Source organism: Dehalococcoidales bacterium (assembly GCA_028717385.1).
Lineage (GTDB): Bacteria > Chloroflexota > Dehalococcoidia > Dehalococcoidales > CSSed11-197 > CSSed11-197.
Genome location: JAQUNW010000019.1, coordinates 1 through 22,128, shown reverse-complemented (window position 1 = coordinate 22,128; position 22,128 = coordinate 1). Strand labels below are relative to the sequence as shown.

The window sequence follows — 22,128 nt, the reverse complement described above, 5'->3', positions numbered from 1 at the left end:
CAGGGAGTATTGTCTCAAGCACCGCCATACGATCTTTAATATCTGAAGGCAAGATAAGACAAGCTGCCGATATGTTAGTACGCAACTACAGCCTTAAGGGAACGGTAACCATCGGCAAAGGAATTGGGCGAAAATTAGGCTTCCCGACAGCTAATATACCGGTTAATCCGGCTTTTGCCATACCTCCTAACGGTATATATGCAACTATTGCCATGTTTGATGGTCAGAAGCTCGCTTCGGCTACCAATATAGGTACTGGCCCAACATTTGGCGGCACGGAGAGACTGATCGAGGTACATATTCTTGATTTTGACAATTCGCTTTATGGAAAAAATATAGAAGTTGAGTTTGTCGAATATATTCGAGATGAAATTGCTTTTACCGGAGAGGATTCGCTAAAAAAACAAATAGCCGACGATATCACAAATGTCAGGTCAATAATGGAAAGGATAACCAAAACAAATCAAAAATGAATAACGAAGTAGCCAAGATCGAATCTCTTTTAAAAAGAGGCGTAGCGGAAGTCATTATTGAAGATGAACTAAGGAACCGTTTGCTATCTGGTGAAAAGCTGCGCTTGAAAGAAGGGTTCGATCCCAGCTTCCCTGATATACATCTGGGGCACATGGTTGGGCTGCGTAAACTGAGGCAATTCCAGGAGATGGGGCATCAGGTAGTACTGATTGTTGGAGACTGGACCGCCCAGATAGGGGACCCCTCCGGGCAATCCGTTACCCGGCCAATGCTCAGCGCTGACCAGGTTAAAAAAAATGCAGAAACCTATATGGAACAATTTTTCAAGGTAGTTGACAAGGAAAAAACTGAAGTGCGCTGGCAGAGTGAATGGTTCGGCGATTTTAGTCTGGCAGACGTCATTCAATTGACCTCGAAATTTACTATTGCCCAAATGCTTGCCAGGGAAGATTTTAACCAGCGTTACCAGGCTAATCAACCAATTTCAATTACTGAGTTTCTCTATCCCTTGCTCCAGGCATATGATTCCGTAGCAACACGATCAGATGTTGAATTCGGCGGAAAAGATCAGAAATTCAACCTCCTGGTAGGCAGAGAGCTGCAATCAATGATCGGGCAAAGACCGCAAAATATTCTTATGACCCCCCTTCTGGTTGGGACTGACGGAATTAAAAAAATGAGTAAAAGCCTCGGTAATTATATTGGTGTTGCCGATCCGCCTGAAGAAATGTTTGGAAAAATTATGAGCATACCAGATGAATTGCTGTACAGTTACTATGAGCTGCTGACGGATATTGATGACGAAGCATTACTCAATATTGGAATGTCTTTGAACAACGAAACAGTTAACCCGATGGAGTTGAAAAAGCAGCTCGGGCTTATTATTGTGGGGAACCTTTACGATCGTACGTCTGCCGAGCTAGCTGAAGAACACTTCCGCCGCACCGTCCAGCACAAAGAACTGCCGGATGAGATCAGCGAATATCCTGTAGACAACAAAAATGCCTGCCTCAGAGATTTTATCTTTGAAGCCGGATTGTGCAAAAGCCGCGGAGAGGCAAAGCGGTTAATTGCACAAGGCGCGGTAGAAGTAGACGGCCAGACTGTTGATGACAGCAACTTCACTTTAGGTTGCGGAAACGTCATCAAGGTCGGAAAACGTCGTTATGTTAAATGCATCTAGACTTTAATTGCCTTTCAGGTTTCAGTTATAATTACAAAATGAGCCCAAGTAAGGAGTTTTTAATGAGCAATTTACGTATTCCCGGTCCAACACCATGCCCCCCTGAGGTACTCCAAGCCATGAGCTGGCAAATGATTAACCATCGAGGTCCACAGTTTGCCGGTTATTTAAATGAGGTTACAGAGGGTTTAAAAACTATCTTCCAAACCAGGAATGATATTTTTCTTCTTTCGTCCTCGGGCACTGGTGGTCTTGAATCAGCGATTGTAAACACGCTTTCGCCGGGAGATAAAGTCCTGGGGGTCTCTATCGGCGTATTTGGCGATCGCCTGGCTTCTATCGCAAAAACTTACGGCGCTGAGGTAATTCCCCTTAAATTTGAATGGGGTAAAGCTGCCGATGCAAGCGCTGTTGCCGGTGCCCTAAAAGCCAATCCTGGTATCAAGGCAGTACTGGTGACCCACAATGAAACCTCTACCGGTGTTACCAATGATCTTGCTTCTATTGCTAAAGTGGTTAAAAGCGCTGGCAAGCTTTTACTGGTCGACGCGGTATCTTCCATGGGTTCAATAAACCTTCCGGTTGATGAATGGGGAGTAGATGTATGCGTTACCGGTTCCCAAAAAGGTTGGATGGTACCGCCGGGGCTTGCCATGGTAAGCGTAAGTCCAGAAGCATGGAAAGCCTGCGAAGAAGCTAAAATGCCTCGTTTCTATTTTGATTTTCTAAAAGCTAAGAAATATGCCGAAAAAGGCCAAACGCCCTGGACTCCATGCGTATCTGTAGTCTTCGGGATGACGGTAGCCATAAAAATGATGCTCGAAGAGGGTCTTCCCAACATCATTAAACGCCATGAGCGTATCGCAAATATGACCCGCCACAACGCAATAAAGCTTGGTCTGGAACTGTTTGCGGATGAAAAATACGCTTCTAATACTGTTACCTCTGTCCACGCAAACAAAGGGCTGGACGGAAAACTGCTTAACAAGATAATGCGCGAAGAGTATGATGTCATCCTCGGTGGAGGTCAGCAAGTGCTGGAAGGTAAAATTTTCCGTATTGGCCATCTGGGATGGGTCGATGAAAAAGATATTGATGCTGTATTCGCAGCTCTTAAGGAAGCGTTGCCAAAAGCAGGGTTTAAAGGAGCATAAAATATGAAGGTTCTCGTAGCTGACCCTATTGCTCAAGACGGCGTTGATATCATGAGTCAAATTGCAGAAGTTGATATCAAAACAAAACTAACTGAAGAGCAATTAATAAATACCATAGGGGAATATGATGCCCTGGTGGTGCGGTCTCAAACCCAGGTCACCGCGAATGTGATAAACGCGGGTAAAAAACTGGTTATAATCGGGCGTGCTGGAGTCGGTGTAGATAATATCGATGTAAATGCCGCAACAGAGCGTGGCATTATAGTAGCTAATGCCCCTACCGGCAATACCGTATCTGCTGCCGAACATACTATTGCGCTAATGCTATCTCTTGCCCGCCACATACCGCAGGCAAATTATTCTCTCAAATCAGGCCAATGGAAACGTGCAGATTTCATGGGCACTGAAGTTAAGAATAAAACCCTGGGAATTATAGGCTTGGGAAATATTGGCAGGGAAGTAGCCCGGCGTGCACGAGGGATGGAGATGAAAATCTTAGCCTACGACCCCTTCGTTTCTGAAGAGCGGGCTGGGCAGCTTCAAGCTGAAATGGTTTCCCTCGAAACCCTCTACCGCGAGGCTGATTTCATTACTCTGCATACACCGCTCACTGATACCACTCGCAATATGATAGATACTCCTCAACTGAAAACCATGAAACCCACTGCACGCATTATCAACGCAGCTCGAGGCGGGCTGATAAATGAAGAAGCACTGGTTAAAGCGCTAAATGAGGGCAAACTGGCTGGAGCAGCGATAGATGTTTTTTGTAATGAACCATGCACCCAGAGCATTTTGTTTACCTGCGACAAAACAATCGTTACACCACACCTCGGAGCCTCAACCACCGAAGCTCAAGTATTGGCCGCGACTGAGGTAGCTCATCAGATAGTGGATGTACTTGGCGGGCAACCAGCAAGATATGCCGTAAACGCACCTTTTATTTCTGCAGAAGCAATGAGCGTTCTCGGACCGTACATGAAAGTCGCCAAGATAGTTGGCCAACTCACAAGTTACCTTGGCGAAGGTAACATGCGCAAAATTAAAATACAATACAATGGCGAAATTGCATCGTTTAATACTAATGCACTCAAGGCAGCTATTCTGGGTGGCCTGCTTGACCGGTTGAGCGAAGAGCGGGTTAATATGGTAAACGCCAATACAATCGCTCGTCGCCGGGGTATTCAAGTCATAGAAGAAAAGGAAACCAGCTGCGAGAACTTCAGCAATCTTATCACTCTTGATGTAGAAACTTCTGAAGGAAATGTATCAGTAGCCGGTACGGTATTACGTGGTGAGCCTCACGTGGTTAAAGTCAACGAATTCTGGGTTGATATTGTCCCTACAGGTAAGTATTTCCTCTTTTCAGACCATCGCGACCGACCGGGGCTTATTGGAGCTGTTGGCAAAATTACCGGTGAAGCTGATGTCAACGTCAGCCACATGCACTTGAGCCGTGAAAAACCCAGAGGAAGGGCATTGATGATCATGGCACTGGACGAGCCTCTCAAGGAGGAGGATCGTCAAAAAATCCTGAAGGTGCCGGATGTTCACAGCGTTAAACTGGTACAGCTTTAAACAAACAGTTTAATCACCATAACCTGAAGCAGGGGAATTATCCCCTGCTTTTTTTGTTTCCATTACTTGTTATTCAATGGTGGCTGAAGGATGCCGCCAGGGCATTATGCTATACTAGTCAGGTATGAAAAACGACGGTATCAAGGCTGAGATTGAGCACTTGCGGTCTGAAATAAACCGCCACAACCACCTTTATTATGTAGAAGACAATCCAGAAATAAGCGATGCTGAATATGACTTGCTTATGCAGCGGCTGGTAAAACTGGAAAAGGACCATCCCGAACTTGTTACACCGGATTCTCCTACTCAACGCGTTGGAGCAAAACCACTGAGTTCCTTTGATACAGTCAAACACCCCATTCCCATGCTTTCTCTGGCTAATGCTTTTACAGAAACAGATCTCGACGAATGGTATACCAGAACGTTGCGTTTAGCCGGCAATGCCAACCTGGATTTTGTCTGCGAACTTAAAATGGATGGGCTGGCTGTAGCCCTTACTTACGAAAATGGCCATTTTACTACTGGCGCTACCCGAGGCGATGGCGTCTATGGGGAAGATATTACTCACAACCTTCGCACAATTCGCTCCATTCCTCTAGCAGTCTCGCCAGATTCTCCTTCTCGTTTTGAGGCGAGGGGAGAAGTGTACATGACCAAGACAGGCTTTGAAAAACTTAATCTGGATAGATCCCACCAGGGTTTGTCGCTTTTTGCTAATCCTCGTAATGCCGCAGCAGGATCTGTGCGCCAGCTTGATCCCCGCCTTACTGCTGAGCGTCCGCTTGATATTTATATATATATGCTTGGATGGGCAGAAGACTTAAACCTCCCTGACACGCACTGGGAACGACTTGAATATTTAAAAAAATTGGGATTCAAGATTAATCCCAATAACAGGCACTTTTCTACAATAGAGCAAGTGAAAGAGTTTTACCGTGGTTGGGTAGAAAAACGCCACAGCCTGCCTTATGAAGTTGATGGAGTTGTAATAAAAATCAACCAGATAAAACTTCAGCAAAAACTTGGTGATGTAGGACGTGAACCTCGCTGGGCAATCGCCTATAAATTTCCCCCTGTTCAGGCCACTACTCTGCTAAAAGAGATAAAAATAAGCGTTGGACGCACCGGCACCATGAATCCTTATGCCGTCCTGGAGCCAGTTCAGATAGGTGGAGTGACAGTTAAACAGGCAACCCTCCACAACGAAGACGATATCCTTCGTAAAGATGTGAGAGAAGGTGATACCGTAATAATCCAGCGTGCCGGAGACGTCATCCCGCAAATCGTCGGGCCAATCCTCAGTAAAAGGCCGCGAAATACACACCCATTCAGCCTTGAGGGCAAGCTGAAGGACTCAACTTCCAAAAAGCCGGTTTGTCCTGAATGCGGCTCGGCTATATCAAAACCAGCAGGCGAAGTCATGTACTACTGCCCGGACGCTGCTTGTCCTGCACAAGCTGAGCAACGCATCGAACACTTCGCCTCCCGTGATGCAATGGATATACGTGGGATAGGAGAAAATCTTTCTATTGCTCTATATCGAAAGGGACTGGCCAGGGATTTTGCTGATTTATATTACCTCTCGCCAGCAGACCTGATGCAACTGGATAATATGAAGGATAAAAAAACCACCAATATTATCAACGCAATAGAAGGTTCAAAAAGGCCGCCACTCGAATGCCTGGTGTACGGGTTGGGGATACGCCATGTCGGCAGCGAGACAGCCAGGCTGCTGGTACAACATTTTAAAAACCTGGACAGGCTTATGGAAGCCAGCCAGGAGGAACTGAGCCAGGTACCCGGTATTGGTCCCAAGATCGCCACAAGCATCGCAGCTTTCTTTGCCAATCCGGCCAACCGTTTGATAATTCAGAAACTTAAAAAGGCGGAAGTAATACCTCCAGAACCAGAAGAAACGACTTTAGGAGATATGCCCCTTTCCGGGCTTGAATTTGTTATCACCGGTAAGCTCAACCATTTTACCAGAGAGGAAGCCGAAGAACGCATAAGAGCTCTTGGCGGAAACGCTAAAAGTGACGTCACCCGCAAAACCAGTTATGTGGTAATTGGTGAATCGCCCGGTTCCAAGTTGCAAAAAGCACGGAAACTTGGCATAAAGGAAATTAACGAAACCTCTCTGCTGAAAATGCTTGGGGAGCCATAGCCCTAACTGAACTTTTCTGTTAGAATTAACCACGGCTCCCTCGACATTCCCAAATATTATTTATTAATATCGGAAAGGATTAATTTCAGAATGGCCTTCATAAAACCCTTTCGCGGAATTCGATACAACAATAAATTTGTACCGGATTTATCCAAAGCGATCTGCCCTCCCTATGATGTGATTTCTCAATCCGGACAGGAAAATTATCACCGGTTGAATAAATACAACTATATTCGCATTGAACACAGCCAAGAGCTGCCAGCAGATGACGATAGTGACAATAAATATACTCGTGCTCTCACCACGCTGGAAAAATGGCTGGATGAAACGGTTTTAATCCAGGACAGAGAACCAGCCATCTATATTCACGACCATTACTTCAACTTAGGCGGCAAAGAGTATCGACGCAGAACGATGATATCCGCAGTAAGGGTCGAGGACTGGAGCAAGATGATAATCCGTCCCCACGAAGGTACCCTTCCCAAAGCAAGGAGCGACCGGGAGATGCTGCTTCGAAGCCTTAAGGCAAACACCAGTCCGGTGTTTGCCATGTATGAAGATGGCGATAACACCGTTGGATCAATGCTGGAAAATCTTACTAATATCGCTCCCCACGTAGCCACAACTGGCTACGATGACGATCGACACGAACTATGGATAATTACCGAGCCCAGGGCAGTTCGGGCGCTTTCGTGTATGTTTGAATCCAAGCCACTCTATATAGCGGACGGTCATCACCGTTATGAAAGTGCACTCAAATACCGGCGAGAACAGGAAGCTCTGCTTGGAGTAACTACTGGCGAAGAATCTTTTAACTTTCTTATGATGGAACTGGTTTCCATCACGGACCCAGGACTTGTAATCCTCCCATCTCACCGCCTCATACGAGGTGTGAGATGGGGTAATATCAACGGATTGATCCCAAGGTTGGAGGAGCTGTTTGATATCACCGAATTCCATCTGGATAAACTGAATTCCTGGAACAGCATAGACGACGAACTGACAAGACCTGGCGCAACCCGCATGGTGCTGTTTGGGCTTGGGGGAGATCGGGTATACGTACTTGCCGTAAAAGACCAAAACAAGCTAAACAGCATGATGCCTGCATTCCATTCCGAGCTATATAAATCGTTGGATGTGAGTATAGTTGACCACATTATCCTGGAAAGCCTGCTTGGGCTTAACGACATGACAGACCTCTCCCGCATATCGTTCAATCACAACCGGGAAGAAGTGATAGATCTGGTCAGGAGCGGGCAGCACCAGCTGGCAATAATCCTGCGTACAGTTAAGCCGGAAACAATAATAACCGTTGCCGATGCCGGGGAGCGCATGCCCAGAAAATCAACTTATTTTCATCCAAAACTGCCATCAGGGTTGGTATTAAACCGTCTGGTATAAAATCCGAGTTCTCATGACATTAAAAAGATGTACTTAATTATTGGGCTAGGCAATCCGGGCAAAGATTATGCCAAAACTCGTCACAATGCGGGTTTTATGGCTGTTGACTATCTAGCTTCAAAACATGGTATTAAAATTAGCGCTCGAGAAGGATTGAGCCTTATCGGCTCAGGGGAAATCAGCGGAACACTGGTAACACTTGCTCGCCCGAAAACTTATATGAACCTGAGTGGAGAAGCAGTCAATCGACTGGTAAGAAAATACCGAACACAGCCTTGTTCCACCATCGTAATTCACGATGACCTGGATTTAAATCCAGGTCAAATTCGCCTGCGTCAGGGAGGCAAATCCGCTGGCCATAGAGGTATTGAATCAATTATTAACTGCCTGGGTACGCGGGATTTTGTGCGCTTAAAAATTGGTATTGGGAGACCAGGGAAAGGATCAAGCGAAGACGATATCATAGATTATGTGCTTGGAGAGCTCACACCACAGGAAACAATACTCATGCAATCGGTTCTGCCCAGAGTCAACGAAGCAATTGAGGTTTTGCTGACACAAGGGCTCGATGCAGCTATGAACAACTATAACCGGTTCTTTGCCCCGCCTACAGGTGGATGATATAATCCACCTGGTAGCAGATACAAAAATATGAGTAGTAAAAAGACCATATCTGTCATCGGCGGCTCAAGAGCTTCTGAGGAAGACTTGAGACTGGCAGAAGAAACCGGCAGAGAAATCGCCAGCAAGGGGGTAGTACTAATCTGCGGTGGACTGGGAGGAGTGATGGAAGCTGCATGCCGGGGTGCCCGCCAGGCAGGAGGCCTTACCGTTGGAATACTTCCCGGGGATAAACGCTCGTCAGCCAACAGTTTTGTAGATATCCCAGTGGTTACTGGCATGGGTTACGGACGTAATGTTATCGTAGCCAGATCAGCTCAAGCAGTAATTGCAATCGGCGGCAGCTACGGTACTCTTTCCGAAATCAGCTACGCACTGCAGAGCGGCGTGCCAGTAATCGGCCTCAATACATGGGAGTTTTCCCGAGGAGGAAAGCCAGATAAAGCAATAATAAGAGCTTCATCGGCAGCAGAAGCTGTAGCCCTGGCAATGGATATGATAAACAACCAACCTGAAGGAGAAGAATAAAGCATGTCCTCAATCAGCAAGATCAACGCCCGCGAAATTCTGGATTCAAGGGGCAACCCCACTCTCGAAGTTGAAATAGAAACTACCGGAGGTGTCATCGGAAAAGCAATGGTTCCCTCTGGTGCCAGCACCGGCAAATATGAAGCAGTTGAACTGAGAGACGGTGACCCCAAGCGTTACCGGGGAAAAGGCGTCCTCAAGGCAGTCCACAACGTGAACCTTATTCTAGGCCCGGCTCTAAAGGGCATGAATGTCACCTCCCAGGAAGCAATAGATGCCAGAATGATAGAACTTGACGGTACGCCAAACAAGGCGCACCTGGGAGCTAACGCCATACTCGGAATCTCATTGGCTGCTGCTTACACAGCCGCAAATTACACCCTTCAACCACTATACAAGTACTTGAATCGCGGCGAAGACATGTGCCTGCCGGTACCCATGTTTAATATACTGAATGGTGGAAGGCATGCTGCCAACTCCACCGATTTCCAGGAGTTCATGGTAATGCCAACCGGTGCAGGCAGTTTTTCAGGTGCCCTGCAAATGGGAGCAGAGGTTTATCACAGTCTGAAAGCAGTGCTTTCTCATTACAAATTGGGGACTACCGTAGGTGACGAGGGCGGATTCGCCCCGTCCCTTCCATCCAACACTACTGCCATAGATATTATCATCGAAGCCATAGAAAAAGCCGGTTATTTTCCAGGTAAGGACTGCCATGTGGCACTGGACGTTGCCGCCAGCGAGTTTTATTCCGAGAATACTTACCTGCTCGCCCAAGAGAATAAAAAGCTCGCCAGTCGTCAACTAATTGATTATTATGTTAAGTTGATAAATGAATACCCCGTGATCAGCATTGAAGATGGGCTAGATGAAGATGACTGGGAAGGCTGGCAAAAGCTCAATAATAAAGCTGGCAATAACGTACAATTAGTGGGTGACGACCTTTATGTAACCAATATTGACCGGCTTGGAAAAGGTATTAAAAGCCGCGCCTCCAACTCCATTTTAATTAAGCTTAACCAGATAGGAACCGTCAGCGAAACCTTGGCTGCTATCGAAATGGCGCGTAAAGCTTCTTTCACCGCGGTAGTCTCTCATCGCAGCGGAGAAACAGAAGATACCACTATTGCAGACCTTGCTGTTGCTATGGGAACAGGCCAGATAAAAACAGGAGCCCCCTGCCGCAGCGAGAGAACTGCAAAATACAATCGTCTTTTAAAAATCGAAGCTGAACTCGGCCCAAAAGCTATTTATCCGGGCATCAGAGCTTTTTATAATCTGAGGGGAGAGGAAGATGATAAAGCAACCCGACCCCCGTCTGGTATCTAAAGTATATTGCCACAAACTGGAATGCCTGGAGGACTTCCTGAAGAGTTTCGCTTCAGGCGGATCAGCCCAGGGTTATTGCTACCTGGAACTTTTTGCTAAACCCGGCGAGTATAGATGTAAAGAATCAGGAGCAATAGTGAAGGATTTAAGCCACAGGGCTTTAAGAATTAAACCCGGTTTTGGGCGCTACGTATTTGCTGTACCAAGCGCGGATCATCCCGCGGAATTTTCCGGCATAGATGCACTGGTTATTAGCGGTAACATACTTTATGACTCTACCCGGCGTCAGATTTTCGATCAAATTCCACGCTCTTCCGACATTTTATGCATAATAGATCCATCTGGATACTCGCGTTTACGCTGGTCAACTATGAAAAAAATTATTACCGGCGGAACAAATTGGCAGGGCTATCGCATGGACATGCTATTTATATTCCCGCTGGAAAACGCCTTGTTTAAAAATATTAGCCGCCCAAACTGCAGATATTCGCTCACCCGTTTTTTTGGCACCAATGGATGGCAGGGAACCGCCAAAGACCTGGCCGAAGGCCAGATACCCCCACTTAAAGCACGGCTAAAAATGATCAACCTTTATGCAGAAAACCTGAAAGGGCAGGGGTATCGCCATGTGGAAGTCTTTAATCCGGCAAAGCCCGGCCGCATTCCGGATTATTTTATTATCTGGGCTAGTGATCGCCAATCTCGTATCAGACAAATCAAAAACATCTGGCAAAAAACACGTTTTTTGCCAGGAGAAATGTTCCATCAGCCACTATGAAAAGCGTAGGAATTACTACCACCATACCTCTGGAGTGCCTGATTGCCGCTGATTGCCAACCGATTGATTTGAACAATTTATTTATTAGCCATCCAAATCCTAATAAACTAGTTGATATTGCTGAAAAAGCCGGTTTTTCCCTTAATACCTGCACCTGGATAAAGGGTATTTATGGAGCCTGTTTAGAAAATGAGGTCGACACTGTTATTTGTGTTACCGGCGGTGATTGTTCAAATACATTGATGTTGATGGAGGTATTGGAACTTAAAGGAATTAATACTATCCCTTTTGGTTATCCACCCTCACCGAATCCTGATTATATTTTGGCAGCAATGGAAAAGCTGTGCAATCTATTAGGCACCAGCATGAAAAATGCCGAAGAAGTACGGCAAGCACTTCTTAAACCGCGTAGCCTGGCATTAGAATTGGACCGTATGACTTGGCAGGATAATTTAATCAGCGGATTTGAAAACCATATCTGGTTGGTTTCCACATCCGACTTCAATCAGGATTATGTAAAATATTCCCATGATCTCGAGTTTTTTATAGCCAATAGCGCCAATAGAGTTCCGTATTCGCCGGATTACCTGCGGCTGGCTTATATAGGTGTTCCGCCAGTTTTTGCCAAGCCGCTTTACGATTTTGTGGAAGAAAACGAAGCTCGAGTGGTATATAATGAAGTTCAACGCCAATTTGCCATGCCAGAATTGGGTGACAACCTTGCCGAACAGTACTCTAATTATACCTATCCTTACAATACCGCAAGCCGGCTGGCAGATATCGCGAAACAAATACAGGCAAGGCGGATCGATGGAGTAATACATTACGTACAGTCCTTCTGCCACCGCGCGATAAGTGATATCGTGTTCCGGACAAAGTTGAATGTGCCCATCCTCACATTAGAAGGCAGCAATGACTATAATATAAACCAGCATCTCAGAACCCGCATCGAGGCTTTTATTGATATGCTCCAACGGAGTAAAATAGAAAAAGGCAAAATTAAAGGAGGTTTATAGATTTGACGGTAAGCATTGGTATCAACGGTTTCGGACGTATCGGCAGGCTGGCTCTCAGGGCAATAAACCGTTATCACGGAGATGAACTGGAAGTTGTTGCAGTTAACGACCTGACCGATTCCGCCACCAGCGCACACTTGTTCAAATGGGACACTACTTATGGCCGCTATCCTGGTAGTGTAACAGCAGAGGAAGACGGCATCGTCATAGATGGTAAAAAGGTAAAAGTAACAGCTGAGCGTGATCCGGCAAAAATTAACTGGACGGAATTGGGCGCGGATATTGTAATTGAATCCACCGGCTTCTTTACTGACGGTTTCAAAGCTGCTGCCCACCTTGATGGAGGCGCTAAAAAGGTAATCATCTCAGCACCAGCAAAAAATGAGGATATAACCATGGTGCTGGGGGTAAATCAGGATAAATATAATCCCGCGGAGCATCGCATCATTTCTAATGCATCCTGCACCACCAACGGTATTGCCCCTATGGTTAAAGTAATCCACGAAGCTTTCGGAATTGAAAAAGGGCTTATGAGCACCATCCATTCCTATACTAACGACCAACGAATACAGGATCAGGCACATAAGGATTTACGCCGGGCTAGAGCAGCTGCTGCCAATATCATACCCACCACCACTGGTGCCGCTAAAGCAGTAACCCAGGTCATGCCGGAGCTCAAGGGGAAACTCCATGGTATGGCGTACCGCGTTCCCGTGCTTACCGTATCGGTAATCGACCTGGTAATTGAACTTTCTTGTGGAGTAACCTCGGAAGAAATAAATCGCGTACTGAAAGAAGCTTCGGAAAAATCAATGCAAGGCATACTCAGTTATACCGAAGAGCCTCTCGTAAGCAGCGATTTCATAGGGAACCCATCAAGTTGTACCGTCGACGGATTGAGTACGATGGTGATCGGTTCCAACATGGCTAAACTATTAAGCTGGTACGATAACGAGTGGGGTTATTGTTGCCGACTAGCAGATCTTGCCGCATTTATAGCCAGCAAAGGGTGCTAGTTCGGTTGACACCCAACAATAAGCAAGGTTAAAATAGCCGAGCTCCGGGATTTTATAATGGAGGGGTAAAAATAGCATGAAACTAGTGATTATTGGATTTGGCCAGGCAGGAAGTCGTATTGCAGATGAGTTTGCCCGCCTGAACAAGCGTGCCAAGGTACAGCGCGGTATAGACGTTGCCCCTGGTGTTTTTGCCGTTAATACCGATGCTGCCGATTTGAGCGGCCTTGCCACTATCAGAACTGACTACCAGCATCGGATTTTGATTGGAGGGCGTAAAACCGGAGGTCACGGGGTCGGCAAAATCAACGAACTTGGAGCAGAAATCGCCCGCGAAGATGCCGATAAGGTCGTAGACGCTCTGAGAAATACCAAGAATTTCTACGAAACGGATGGTTTTCTCTTGATTGCCAGCGCTGCTGGTGGTACCGGTTCGGGCTCCATGCCGGTTATGGCGCAGCACATTAAAGAACGTTATCCGGACAAGCCTGTATACGCTATGGTCATTTTACCATTTGAGCATGAGGAGCAGAACGAAGAGCGCACTATATACAACACGGCTGTGTGCCTAAAATCCACAAATTCGGTAGCTGATGCTGTTATTTTGGTAGACAACCAACGCTATGTTCGCAAGGACTTTTCCCTTAAAAATAATCTTTCTCAAATTAACTCCATGATAGTAGAGCCTTTCTATAACTTGCTATGCGCCGGTGAAGAAAAGCGTTCTAAGTTTGTCGGCGCTAAAACTCTGGATGCCGGCGATATTATCCAGACACTACTTGGCTGGACAGTATTGGGTTATGGCGAATCCCGCATTGCCCGCTTCAAGAATCCATTTGCCAGTGTAGGTAATTTTAGGTCAAAAAGTTCAGAAACCAACAAAGGAATCCAGGCAATGGATGAAGCTGTGAGTGAATTATCTACCTATGTAAATCCCAAAGATGCTTCAAGGGCACTCTATCTTATTTCCGGCCCAGCCAAAGAAATCAACATGGATCTGGTCAAGGAAATTGGAGACTGGCTGAAAGACATGGCGCCTAATGCCATTATCCGCAATGGCGACTACCCCAGAGAACGCGGGCAGCTCAATATCACTCTTATACTCTCTGAACTCAGTGATGTTGAAAAGGTCCGGCACTATTACAATCAATCGACCGGCCTTATTCCACTCATCAAGCAACGCCAAAAAGATGTGGAGTCCAAACTTCAGGACATCGATGACTCCGCTCGGGATATTCCATCTCTGCTTGATTAAATCGACATTTTAAAATAATAAACAAAAGCCCCTGCTATTCCTTAAAGCAGGGGCTTTTTTCTGCCGGGATTTTTGGGTTATACTCCTCCTTGGGGTATAATAGGTTAAGTTTATGACTTCTGAAGTTTTTTACCGTCGGTGGAGACCCCAGTCTTTAAATGATGTCGTTGGGCAGGAGCATGTTACCCGTACATTGCTCAACGCGCTTAAAACTGGGCGAGTATCCCATGCCTATTTATTTTGCGGCCCTCGAGGTACTGGTAAAACCAGTACATCACGCATACTAGCTAAAGCAGTTAACTGTCTGACCAACGAAGGGGCCAGCGAACCCTGTAACACCTGTTCGATATGCCAGGCAATTACAGAAGGAAGAGCAGTAGATGTTATTGAAATAGATGCCGCATCGAACACCGGTGTTGATGACATTCGCGCTCTCAAGGAAAAAGTCGCCTATTCACCTGCGGAGTGTCGCTTCAAGGTCTATATCATAGATGAAGTTCACATGCTTTCTACTGCAGCATCCAACGCGTTACTTAAAACCCTCGAAGAGCCACCACCCCGGGTGATATTCATATTGGCAACCACCGAATCACACAAGATTCTGCCAACAATTCATTCCCGCTGTCAGCGCTTTGATTTCCGCCGGTTAACCTATAAAGACATTTCAATAAAACTGGAAACGATATGCGAAAAAGAAGGCCTTACCATTCAACCGGAAGCCTTAAAAATGATTGCGCGCAGCGCAACCGGCTCCCTGAGGGATGCTGAGAACACCCTGGAACAGCTTTCGGCTTACTATGGCAACGAAATAACCGACCTTCAAGTCCGAGGACTACTGGGAGACTCCGGAAACGTTTATGCCAGCCGGGTAGTTGAATGCATAGTCAACCGTGATACTCGTGAGGGACTTCTTACAATTAGCCAGGCTGAAGCAGAAGGTGTTAGCCTTAAGCAATTCAACCGGGAAATAACCGCTTATTTGAGAGGTCTGCTGCTGGTAAAAAGCGGTTGTGCCGAATTGGTTGATTTCACTCCAGCTGAAACCGATCAAATAAAAAAGCTGGCGATCAAGACGTCAACTGAAACACTGGTAAACGCTGCCCGTTTATTTGGAGAAATAAAATTTGACGACCAGTCCACTTTACCATTGGAACTTGCCCTACTGGATTCAACAATTGGACTACAACCAGAGGTCACTCCGGTACCAGTCCAAACTACCCCCAAGCCTCGCCAGTCGTCTTCTTCCAGAACAATAGTGAAGAAAGCCGCATCAGTCAAACCAGATTCAGAACAAAAATCCGAGCCAAAACCTGCTCCTAACCCAGAACCGGAAGAGGTCGAAGAATCGTTTTTAGCCGAAATTGCACCAGCAGAACAAGAACCCGCCAAATCCACCAATACAGTAACCCAGAATACAACTGAAGAACCTTCCGCCCTTGAAGCCTGCTCTGAGTTCGAATTACTGGTGAAAAACTGGAACCAAATGCTGGAACAGGCACCCGATATCACCAAACGTTCGATTGCTATTGCACTGCTTCGCAGTTCGCTCAGGTTGGTATCTTTCGATAAAGACCTATTGGTAATTGCCTTCAAGCATAAAATCCACCGGGACAAAATGGAAAATGCTGCCAATAAAAAGGTAGCCTGCGAGGTTATTTCCAGCTATATTGGCCGTCCGATATCCATTAAATCGATACATGAACCAGAAAAAAACCACCTGGTACACGCCGCCCAGGATAAACTCGGCGCTAGAATAACACACGTGGAGGAAAAATGAACTTTTCAATGATCAAACAGGCAATGGAGCTTAAATCCAAGATGGAAAAAATTCAAAAAGAGCTGTCCAAAGCCCGAGTCGAGGCTTCTGACAAGGATAACCTCATTAAAGTCACCGCTAACGGGCAGCAGCAAATCTTGTCCATCAAGATTGAGCCCGAAGCCTTGGATCCATCTCATCCTGATAAGTTGGAAAAGCTTCTTCTTAAGACTATCGCCAGCGCCCTTGAAGATTCCAAAAAACTGGCAAATGAGCGTTTGGGAGAAGTTACCAATGGAATTAATATCCCTGGTTTAACCAGTTAAGAGAAGAATGCTTTGGAACGTAATCCTAAAGCTATAACCGATTCCGTTTCTCATCTGATTACCGAATTGGGCAAACTACCCGGAATCGGGCCGAAAAGCGCCCAGCGTCTAGCCTATTATCTTCTGAGGGCCTCTAAAGAAGAAGCTGAGGCATTGGCAGATGCCATCACACGCATAAAAACCAACACCCGGCTCTGCTCCGCCTGCTTTAATATTGCTGATGGAGAAAAATGCCCGGTTTGCTCCAGTACCACGCGGGATTCTGCCATTATCTGCGTTGTTGAGCAACCTCAGGATATTCTCGCACTGGAACATGTTGGAGTTTATCGAGGAGTCTATCACGTATTGCACGGGGCAATCGCTCCTACTGAAGGTATGGGCGCAGCCAATATCCGCGTCCAAGAACTTATAAAACGCCTGCAAGATGGCACTGTTACCGAAGTAATTATTGCCACAAATCCCACTACAGAAGGTGAGACCACGGCTCTTTATCTGCAGCGTCTTATTGCCCCGATGGGAATAAAGATAACCCGGCTCGCCCGGGGACTCCCCTTCGGTACCGAACTTGAATATGCAGACGATGTAACTTTATGCCGGGCACTGGAAGGTCGCCAGGACTTTTAACCTGGCAATTCCAGTCGTCCGGTTTTCTTCAAAAATCCCTCAGAGGCACTCCAAAGTAGGTTGTTTGTGCTAAACTAGAACTATCTGGTTAATACCAGCTGCTTGACATCGATGTTCCTGAAAGGAAGGATAAACTCATGAGCGAACTGATACATATGGCTGATTTCAATAAACTGGATATCAGAGTTGGAAAAATTGTCAGAGCCGAGGAATTCCCCAAAGCCCGCAAACCTTCCTACAAATTATGGATAGACCTTGGCGAGATCGGTATTAAAAAATCCAGTGCCCAGATCACCCGCTTTTATAAAATCGAAGAGCTGATAGATAAATACGTTGTAGCTGTAGTCAACTTCCCGCCTAAATTCATTGCTGATTTCACCAGCGAAGTATTAATACTTGGCGCAATTATGGAAGGCGGCGGCTGTGTTTTAATCAGCCCCGACCGCCCGATTGAACCCGGCAAACAGATATCCTGAGCAAGAATTTTATGCCATATTTCATTCTAAATCTTCACCACTATGCCTGCTGTTCACTCACTATACAAACCACCCAAAAACAAGAGAGGTTTCTAAATGCCACCCCCGCGTGAATATCAGACTGAAGCAGTAATAATACGCAAAACCCGTCTGGGGGAGGCTGACCGTATTATCACCATCTACACTCCAGGTTTGGGTAAACTGCAAGCAGTAGCCAAAGCGGTCAGAAAGCCTAAAAGCAAACTTAGCGGGCACTTGGAATTGCTTACTCATTCACAGATCACTCTCGCTCGCGGTCGCAATCTGGATACTATCATTGGTTCACAGGCTATTAACAGCTTTCTTCCCCTGAGAAACAGCCTGGAGGCAACATCTGCCGGGCTCTATCTTGCCGAATTGATCAACCTGTTTACTGCCGAAGCAGACCGCATCGATAACCAAAAGCTTTTCAGGCTTCTGGTAAGCACACTGGAACAATTAAGCCAGGGTGCAGCATGCAATACTTGCCTGCGTTATTTTGAAATTCAATTGCTGGGGTATACAGGCTATCGCCCCCAACTAAAGGCATGCCCGATCTGCCGCCAGCCGCTTGAACCGGTAACCAACATCTTCAGCCCCGGTGCTGGTGGAGTGCTATGTGAGCACTGTGCCGCAAGCCAGGCATTACCCTACTCAATATCAGTAAACGGCCTTAAAGTTCTACGGCTCTTCCAGGACTGTGCTATTACCACTGCCCTGCGCCTGAAGCTTTCAACAGAGCTCAACCTTGAACTGGAAAAGCTTCTTCGAAGTTACTGTCGCTATATCCTGGAAAGAGAAGTAAAATCCGCCACTTGGCTGGATAGCCTTAAGATGTTTAATGTAAATAAACCCCTGTCACCCTGAGCACCCATAAAAATATGTCATTCCTGAGCATCCCCCTCCTGTCACCCCGAGTGTAGCGAAGAATCTCACACGAGTTGTGCCCGTCTATACGAAAAACATGTCACTCTCGAGCACAGCGAAGAATCTTTTAAGACTAGAGCCTGTCTTTTCGTAAACACTCCCTATATAACAACACACACTATTACGGGGAAGATCCTTCTTGGCACTATCGTGCTCATCCAGGACGACACAAAATAACACAAACACGCCTTGACAAACTGAACATTTGTTCTATAATATATATGTTCTACTTTTTATCCCTTTACAATCCTGGAGCATACCATGAAAATATTCTGTATACTTCTGCCGCATTTCCCGTTCACGTGCGAGCTTATAAGAAAACCAGCCATAAATAAGCGCCCAGCGTTAGTGTTTAACTCCAATTCGTCCAAGCGCACTCTGATTGATTACTCTCCTGGTCTGGAAGGTCTTGCGCCGGGGATGCCGCTTGAAAGAGCAATCGCTCTATACGGAGAAGCAGAAACCATCAGCGCCGATCTGCCCCATTACCGCGATATGTTTGAACAAATCCTGGACTGCCTTCAGCAGGTGAGCCCATTAGTTGAAAACGGCGCAGAAGGCATAGTCTACATGGGTACCAGCGGCCTTGAACTTCTCTATCCGGAGAAGGGAGATCTGGCCCACGCAGTAAGAAAAGCCGTTTCTACAGAATTTGAGGTCAGAATGGGTCAGGCCGAAGGCAAATTCCCGGCCTACCTGGCAGCTACACACAGCCGTCCTGGAGAATTTACCAATTTAATTGGAAACCTGACCCATTCACTGGCAAAAATTCCCGTTTGTCAATTGCCGGTATCTGCAAAAATCCGGGGAAAGCTTGTCAGTTTTGGGCTAAAAACCCTTGGCCAGGTTGCTACCCTTCCGGCAGGTGCGTTGGAAGCCCAGTTTGGGCCAGAAGGTAAAACCATCCACCGCTTGGCAAACGGCATCGACGATTCTCCTCTGGTTCCCCGCCTCCCGCGGGAAATCATAACCGAAAGCCTTGAGCTGGAATCAGCCACCTCACTTGTCGAAGTCCTGCTAGCCGGCTTTGAATGCCTGCTAGCACGTATGTTTACTGCACTCACAACTCGAGGTATGGGAATCAGCCGAATGGATATAACAATTCGCACTATAAGTGGAGAAAGCCGGAGAAAAAGCATCTTTTTCAAGTCCCCAGCCATGGAAATTAAGACCGCCCTGAAACGCCTTGAGCATGTGATGGAAACCTGGCCGCAACCCGGTCCTGCTGAACAATTAGGCATCAGAATAACCGGCATCTCTTGCCCGCTTTCCCGCCAGAAAAGCCTTTTGCCGGAGGTAAAATCCACCGATCACCTGTTAGGAGAAATTTCCCAGCTTGAACTTAAATTGGGCGGTCCACAGCTATTTAAATTCAAGGAGGCTGAGCCATGGTCCCGCATCCCGGAAAGACGCCACGTGTTGGCACCCTTAAATATGTAAATTGCCCAGAACCAATAAAAGTAACCGAAAGCAAGGAAGGCTTACCCGGAAAAGTAGGCAGGGAATTGGTAGAGGCTATCAAGGACCATTGGCGCATAGATGATGAATGGTGGCGCAACCAGATAATTTCGCGTATTTATTTTGCGGTGGTTCTTACCAGCGGACGTCGTCTGGTAATTTACAAGGATAGCGAGGATAACTGCTGGTACCGTCAGCAGTATTAAACCAGTATGGATTACACTGAACTCCACTGCCACAGCTACTACTCGTTTCATGACGGCGCCTCTTCACTGGAAGAACTGGCAGTTCGGGCAAAGGAGCTCGGGTATAAAGCCCTTGCTCTAACCGACCATGATAACTTATGTGGAGCCATGTGTTTTTCCCGGCTGGGCGCCACCCTGGGCATCAAGATAATAACCGGTGCAGAAATGACGCTTAAAGGCGGCTACCATCTGACCCTGCTGGTAAAAAACGCCACCGGCTACAGAAACCTGTGCCGCCTGATAACCCTGGCACACGCAGACGGCAGGAGAAAAAACCCGGAGCTTGACCCGGGCTTTCTTGCAGAGCATGCCGAAGGGTTGATAGCCCTTTCCGGCTGCCCCAAAGGCGAACTGGCCGGCCTTGCCACATCCGGAAACCGGGAAGCCGGGCGTTCTTTGATCTGCAAATATCTGGAATGGTTCGGGCGTGATAACTATTTTATAGAACTGCAGAACAATCTTGTTTTTGGAGACTTGCAAAGAAATAAAATGCTGGCAACACTTGCGGCTGAAACCGGCGCTCAAATGGTTGCCACCGGAAACGCACACTACCATATTCGCGCCCGCCATCGCCTCCAGGACTGCCTGACAGCCATCGCTCACAACTCCAGCCTTGAAGAAACCCACCGCGAGCGGCACGCCAACTCCGAATTCTACCTGAGAGATGTGGCAGAGCTTGAAGCTCTTTTCAAAGATTACCCGGAGGCCATCTTAAACATTGGTAAAATAGCTTCCCTGTGCTCGTTCGATCTTTCCCGCGAACTCAGCTACACCTTCCCCAGCTACCCGGCACCTGCCGGCTTTACTGCCGAAAAATACCTGGAGCACCTCTGCCTGGAAGCTGCCGTGCGCCGCTACGGAAGCGTCACACCCGGGGTAGAAAAGAGGCTGGAGGAAGAACTTGCTCTTATCTGTAAATACAATCTGGCAGGCTTCCTTTTGCTCTACCACGAGGTCATCAAGCTGGGGCATGAAGCTATGGTTGAACAGGGGCTTGCGAAAGCAGATGAACCAATAGAAGAAAATCCTCCCGGGCGCGGGCGCGGTTCTTCAGTGGCATTGCTGGCAGGTTACCTGATCGGCCTTTCGCATATAGACCCGCTCAAATACAACCTTGGGCTGGAACGTTTTATGCCTCAGGACATCATGACCAACGTGCCGGATATAGACCTGGATTTTCCCCGCTCCATTCGCGAAAGCCTGATAATCAAAACCCATCAGAAATGGGGATTCCGGCACGCCGCATTAACCGCCACCATTGTTACCTACAAAATAAGAGGAGCCGTGCGTGACCTGGGAAAGGCGCTCGGTATGCCACCAGTAGAAATTGACAGGTTATGTAAACATGCTGACTATGGCTCTGCCCAAAATCTGTCCCGGGAAATGCAAAAATCTCCTTACTTCCGGGGCAAGATAGACGACCCTCTGTGGCGCGAATTGATAGAACTTGCCAGCCAGCTGGACGGGTTCCCACGTTACATGGGCCAACACCCCGGCGGAATGATAATTTCCTCAACGCCGATTACCGATATGGTACCAGTGTGTCCTGCAGCCACGGATGGACGCTATATATGCCAGTGGGACAAGGATTCCATAGATGATGCCGGGTTCGTAAAAATAGATTTTCTGGCACTCGGAGCGCTTTCCCAGCTTCAGGCCGCAGGAGAGATGGTTAAAAAACGCTTTGGCCGGAGGGTAGACCTTTCCCGTATAGATTTTGATGACCCAGCAGTTTACGATATGCTCTGCCGGGGAGATACCATTGGCATTTTCCAGGTAGAATCTGCCGCCCAGATGCAAA

General features: G+C 47.0%; 21 protein-coding genes. All 21 read left to right on the top strand.

What is annotated here, in order from left to right; genetic code table 11:
* Positions 1-473, top strand: a 473-nt coding sequence (locus PHX29_05200) for a riboflavin kinase (protein ID MDD5605286.1), incomplete at its 5' end; no start/stop codon positions are given.
* Positions 470-1,657 carry a tyrosine--tRNA ligase gene (gene tyrS / locus PHX29_05195; protein ID MDD5605285.1) on the top strand — a complete coding sequence of 396 codons (1,188 nt, stop codon included), beginning with the start codon at positions 470-472 and terminating at the stop codon, positions 1,655-1,657. The genes PHX29_05200 and tyrS, both read left to right, overlap by 4 nt.
* 62 nt (positions 1,658-1,719) lie before the next feature.
* The gene (locus PHX29_05190) at positions 1,720-2,811 is read left to right on the top strand and encodes an alanine--glyoxylate aminotransferase family protein (GenBank protein MDD5605284.1); all 1,092 of its coding nucleotides are present in this window, start codon (positions 1,720-1,722) and stop codon (positions 2,809-2,811) included.
* 3 nt (positions 2,812-2,814) lie between these two features.
* On the top strand, positions 2,815-4,389 hold the full coding sequence (gene serA / locus PHX29_05185; protein MDD5605283.1) for a phosphoglycerate dehydrogenase: 1,575 nt from the start codon (positions 2,815-2,817) through the stop codon (positions 4,387-4,389).
* Between the two features lie 124 nt (positions 4,390-4,513).
* Positions 4,514-6,553 (top strand): NAD-dependent DNA ligase LigA, encoded by a 2,040-nt coding sequence (gene ligA / locus PHX29_05180; protein ID MDD5605282.1) that lies wholly within the window; start codon positions 4,514-4,516, stop codon positions 6,551-6,553.
* A gap of 90 nt (positions 6,554-6,643) precedes the next feature.
* A complete protein-coding gene (locus PHX29_05175; GenBank protein ID MDD5605281.1) occupies positions 6,644-7,954 on the top strand; it encodes a DUF1015 domain-containing protein in 1,311 nt (436 codons plus the stop codon).
* Between the two features lie 27 nt (positions 7,955-7,981).
* Positions 7,982-8,575, top strand: coding sequence for an aminoacyl-tRNA hydrolase (gene pth, locus PHX29_05170; protein MDD5605280.1), 594 nt, complete (start codon positions 7,982-7,984; stop codon positions 8,573-8,575).
* 30 nt (positions 8,576-8,605) lie between these two features.
* Entirely contained in the window at positions 8,606-9,103 is a 498-nt protein-coding gene (locus PHX29_05165) for a TIGR00725 family protein (protein ID MDD5605279.1), read from the top strand.
* A 3-nt stretch (positions 9,104-9,106) separates the two neighbouring features.
* Positions 9,107-10,432 (top strand): phosphopyruvate hydratase, encoded by a 1,326-nt coding sequence (gene eno, locus PHX29_05160; GenBank protein ID MDD5605278.1) that lies wholly within the window; start codon positions 9,107-9,109, stop codon positions 10,430-10,432.
* Positions 10,398-11,210, top strand: coding sequence for a three-Cys-motif partner protein TcmP (tcmP, locus tag PHX29_05155; protein MDD5605277.1), 813 nt, complete (start codon positions 10,398-10,400; stop codon positions 11,208-11,210). Before eno ends, tcmP begins: the two co-directional genes overlap by 35 nt.
* Positions 11,207-12,226 (top strand): 2-hydroxyacyl-CoA dehydratase, encoded by a 1,020-nt coding sequence (locus PHX29_05150; protein ID MDD5605276.1) that lies wholly within the window; start codon positions 11,207-11,209, stop codon positions 12,224-12,226. Before tcmP ends, PHX29_05150 begins: the two co-directional genes overlap by 4 nt.
* Positions 12,227-12,228: 2 nt before the next feature.
* Positions 12,229-13,242, top strand: a complete 1,014-nt coding sequence (gene gap, locus PHX29_05145; GenBank protein MDD5605275.1) for a type I glyceraldehyde-3-phosphate dehydrogenase — start codon at positions 12,229-12,231, stop codon at positions 13,240-13,242.
* A 76-nt stretch (positions 13,243-13,318) separates the two neighbouring features.
* Positions 13,319-14,497, top strand: coding sequence for a tubulin/FtsZ family protein (locus PHX29_05140; GenBank protein MDD5605274.1), 1,179 nt, complete (start codon positions 13,319-13,321; stop codon positions 14,495-14,497).
* 112 nt (positions 14,498-14,609) lie between these two features.
* A complete protein-coding gene (gene dnaX, locus PHX29_05135; protein ID MDD5605273.1) occupies positions 14,610-16,274 on the top strand; it encodes a DNA polymerase III subunit gamma/tau in 1,665 nt (554 codons plus the stop codon).
* Positions 16,271-16,579 carry a YbaB/EbfC family nucleoid-associated protein gene (locus tag PHX29_05130; GenBank protein MDD5605272.1) on the top strand — a complete coding sequence of 103 codons (309 nt, stop codon included), beginning with the start codon at positions 16,271-16,273 and terminating at the stop codon, positions 16,577-16,579. The genes dnaX and PHX29_05130 overlap by 4 nt, the downstream gene beginning before the upstream one ends.
* Positions 16,580-16,591: 12 nt before the next feature.
* Positions 16,592-17,203, top strand: a complete 612-nt coding sequence (recR, locus tag PHX29_05125) for a recombination mediator RecR (GenBank protein MDD5605271.1) — start codon at positions 16,592-16,594, stop codon at positions 17,201-17,203.
* A 137-nt stretch (positions 17,204-17,340) separates the two neighbouring features.
* The gene (locus tag PHX29_05120) at positions 17,341-17,679 is read left to right on the top strand and encodes a tRNA-binding protein (GenBank protein ID MDD5605270.1); all 339 of its coding nucleotides are present in this window, start codon (positions 17,341-17,343) and stop codon (positions 17,677-17,679) included.
* A gap of 96 nt (positions 17,680-17,775) precedes the next feature.
* The gene (recO, locus tag PHX29_05115) at positions 17,776-18,564 is read left to right on the top strand and encodes a DNA repair protein RecO (GenBank protein ID MDD5605269.1); all 789 of its coding nucleotides are present in this window, start codon (positions 17,776-17,778) and stop codon (positions 18,562-18,564) included.
* 321 nt (positions 18,565-18,885) lie between these two features.
* Entirely contained in the window at positions 18,886-20,064 is a 1,179-nt protein-coding gene (locus tag PHX29_05110; protein ID MDD5605268.1) for a hypothetical protein, read from the top strand.
* Complete coding sequence (locus PHX29_05105; protein ID MDD5605267.1) at positions 20,013-20,288, top strand: hypothetical protein; 276 nt, start codon at positions 20,013-20,015, stop codon at positions 20,286-20,288. Before PHX29_05110 ends, PHX29_05105 begins: the two co-directional genes overlap by 52 nt.
* A 6-nt stretch (positions 20,289-20,294) precedes the next feature.
* Positions 20,295-22,128 (top strand): DNA polymerase III subunit alpha (dnaE, locus tag PHX29_05100; protein MDD5605266.1); only part of this gene is annotated, 1,834 nt, incomplete at its 3' end.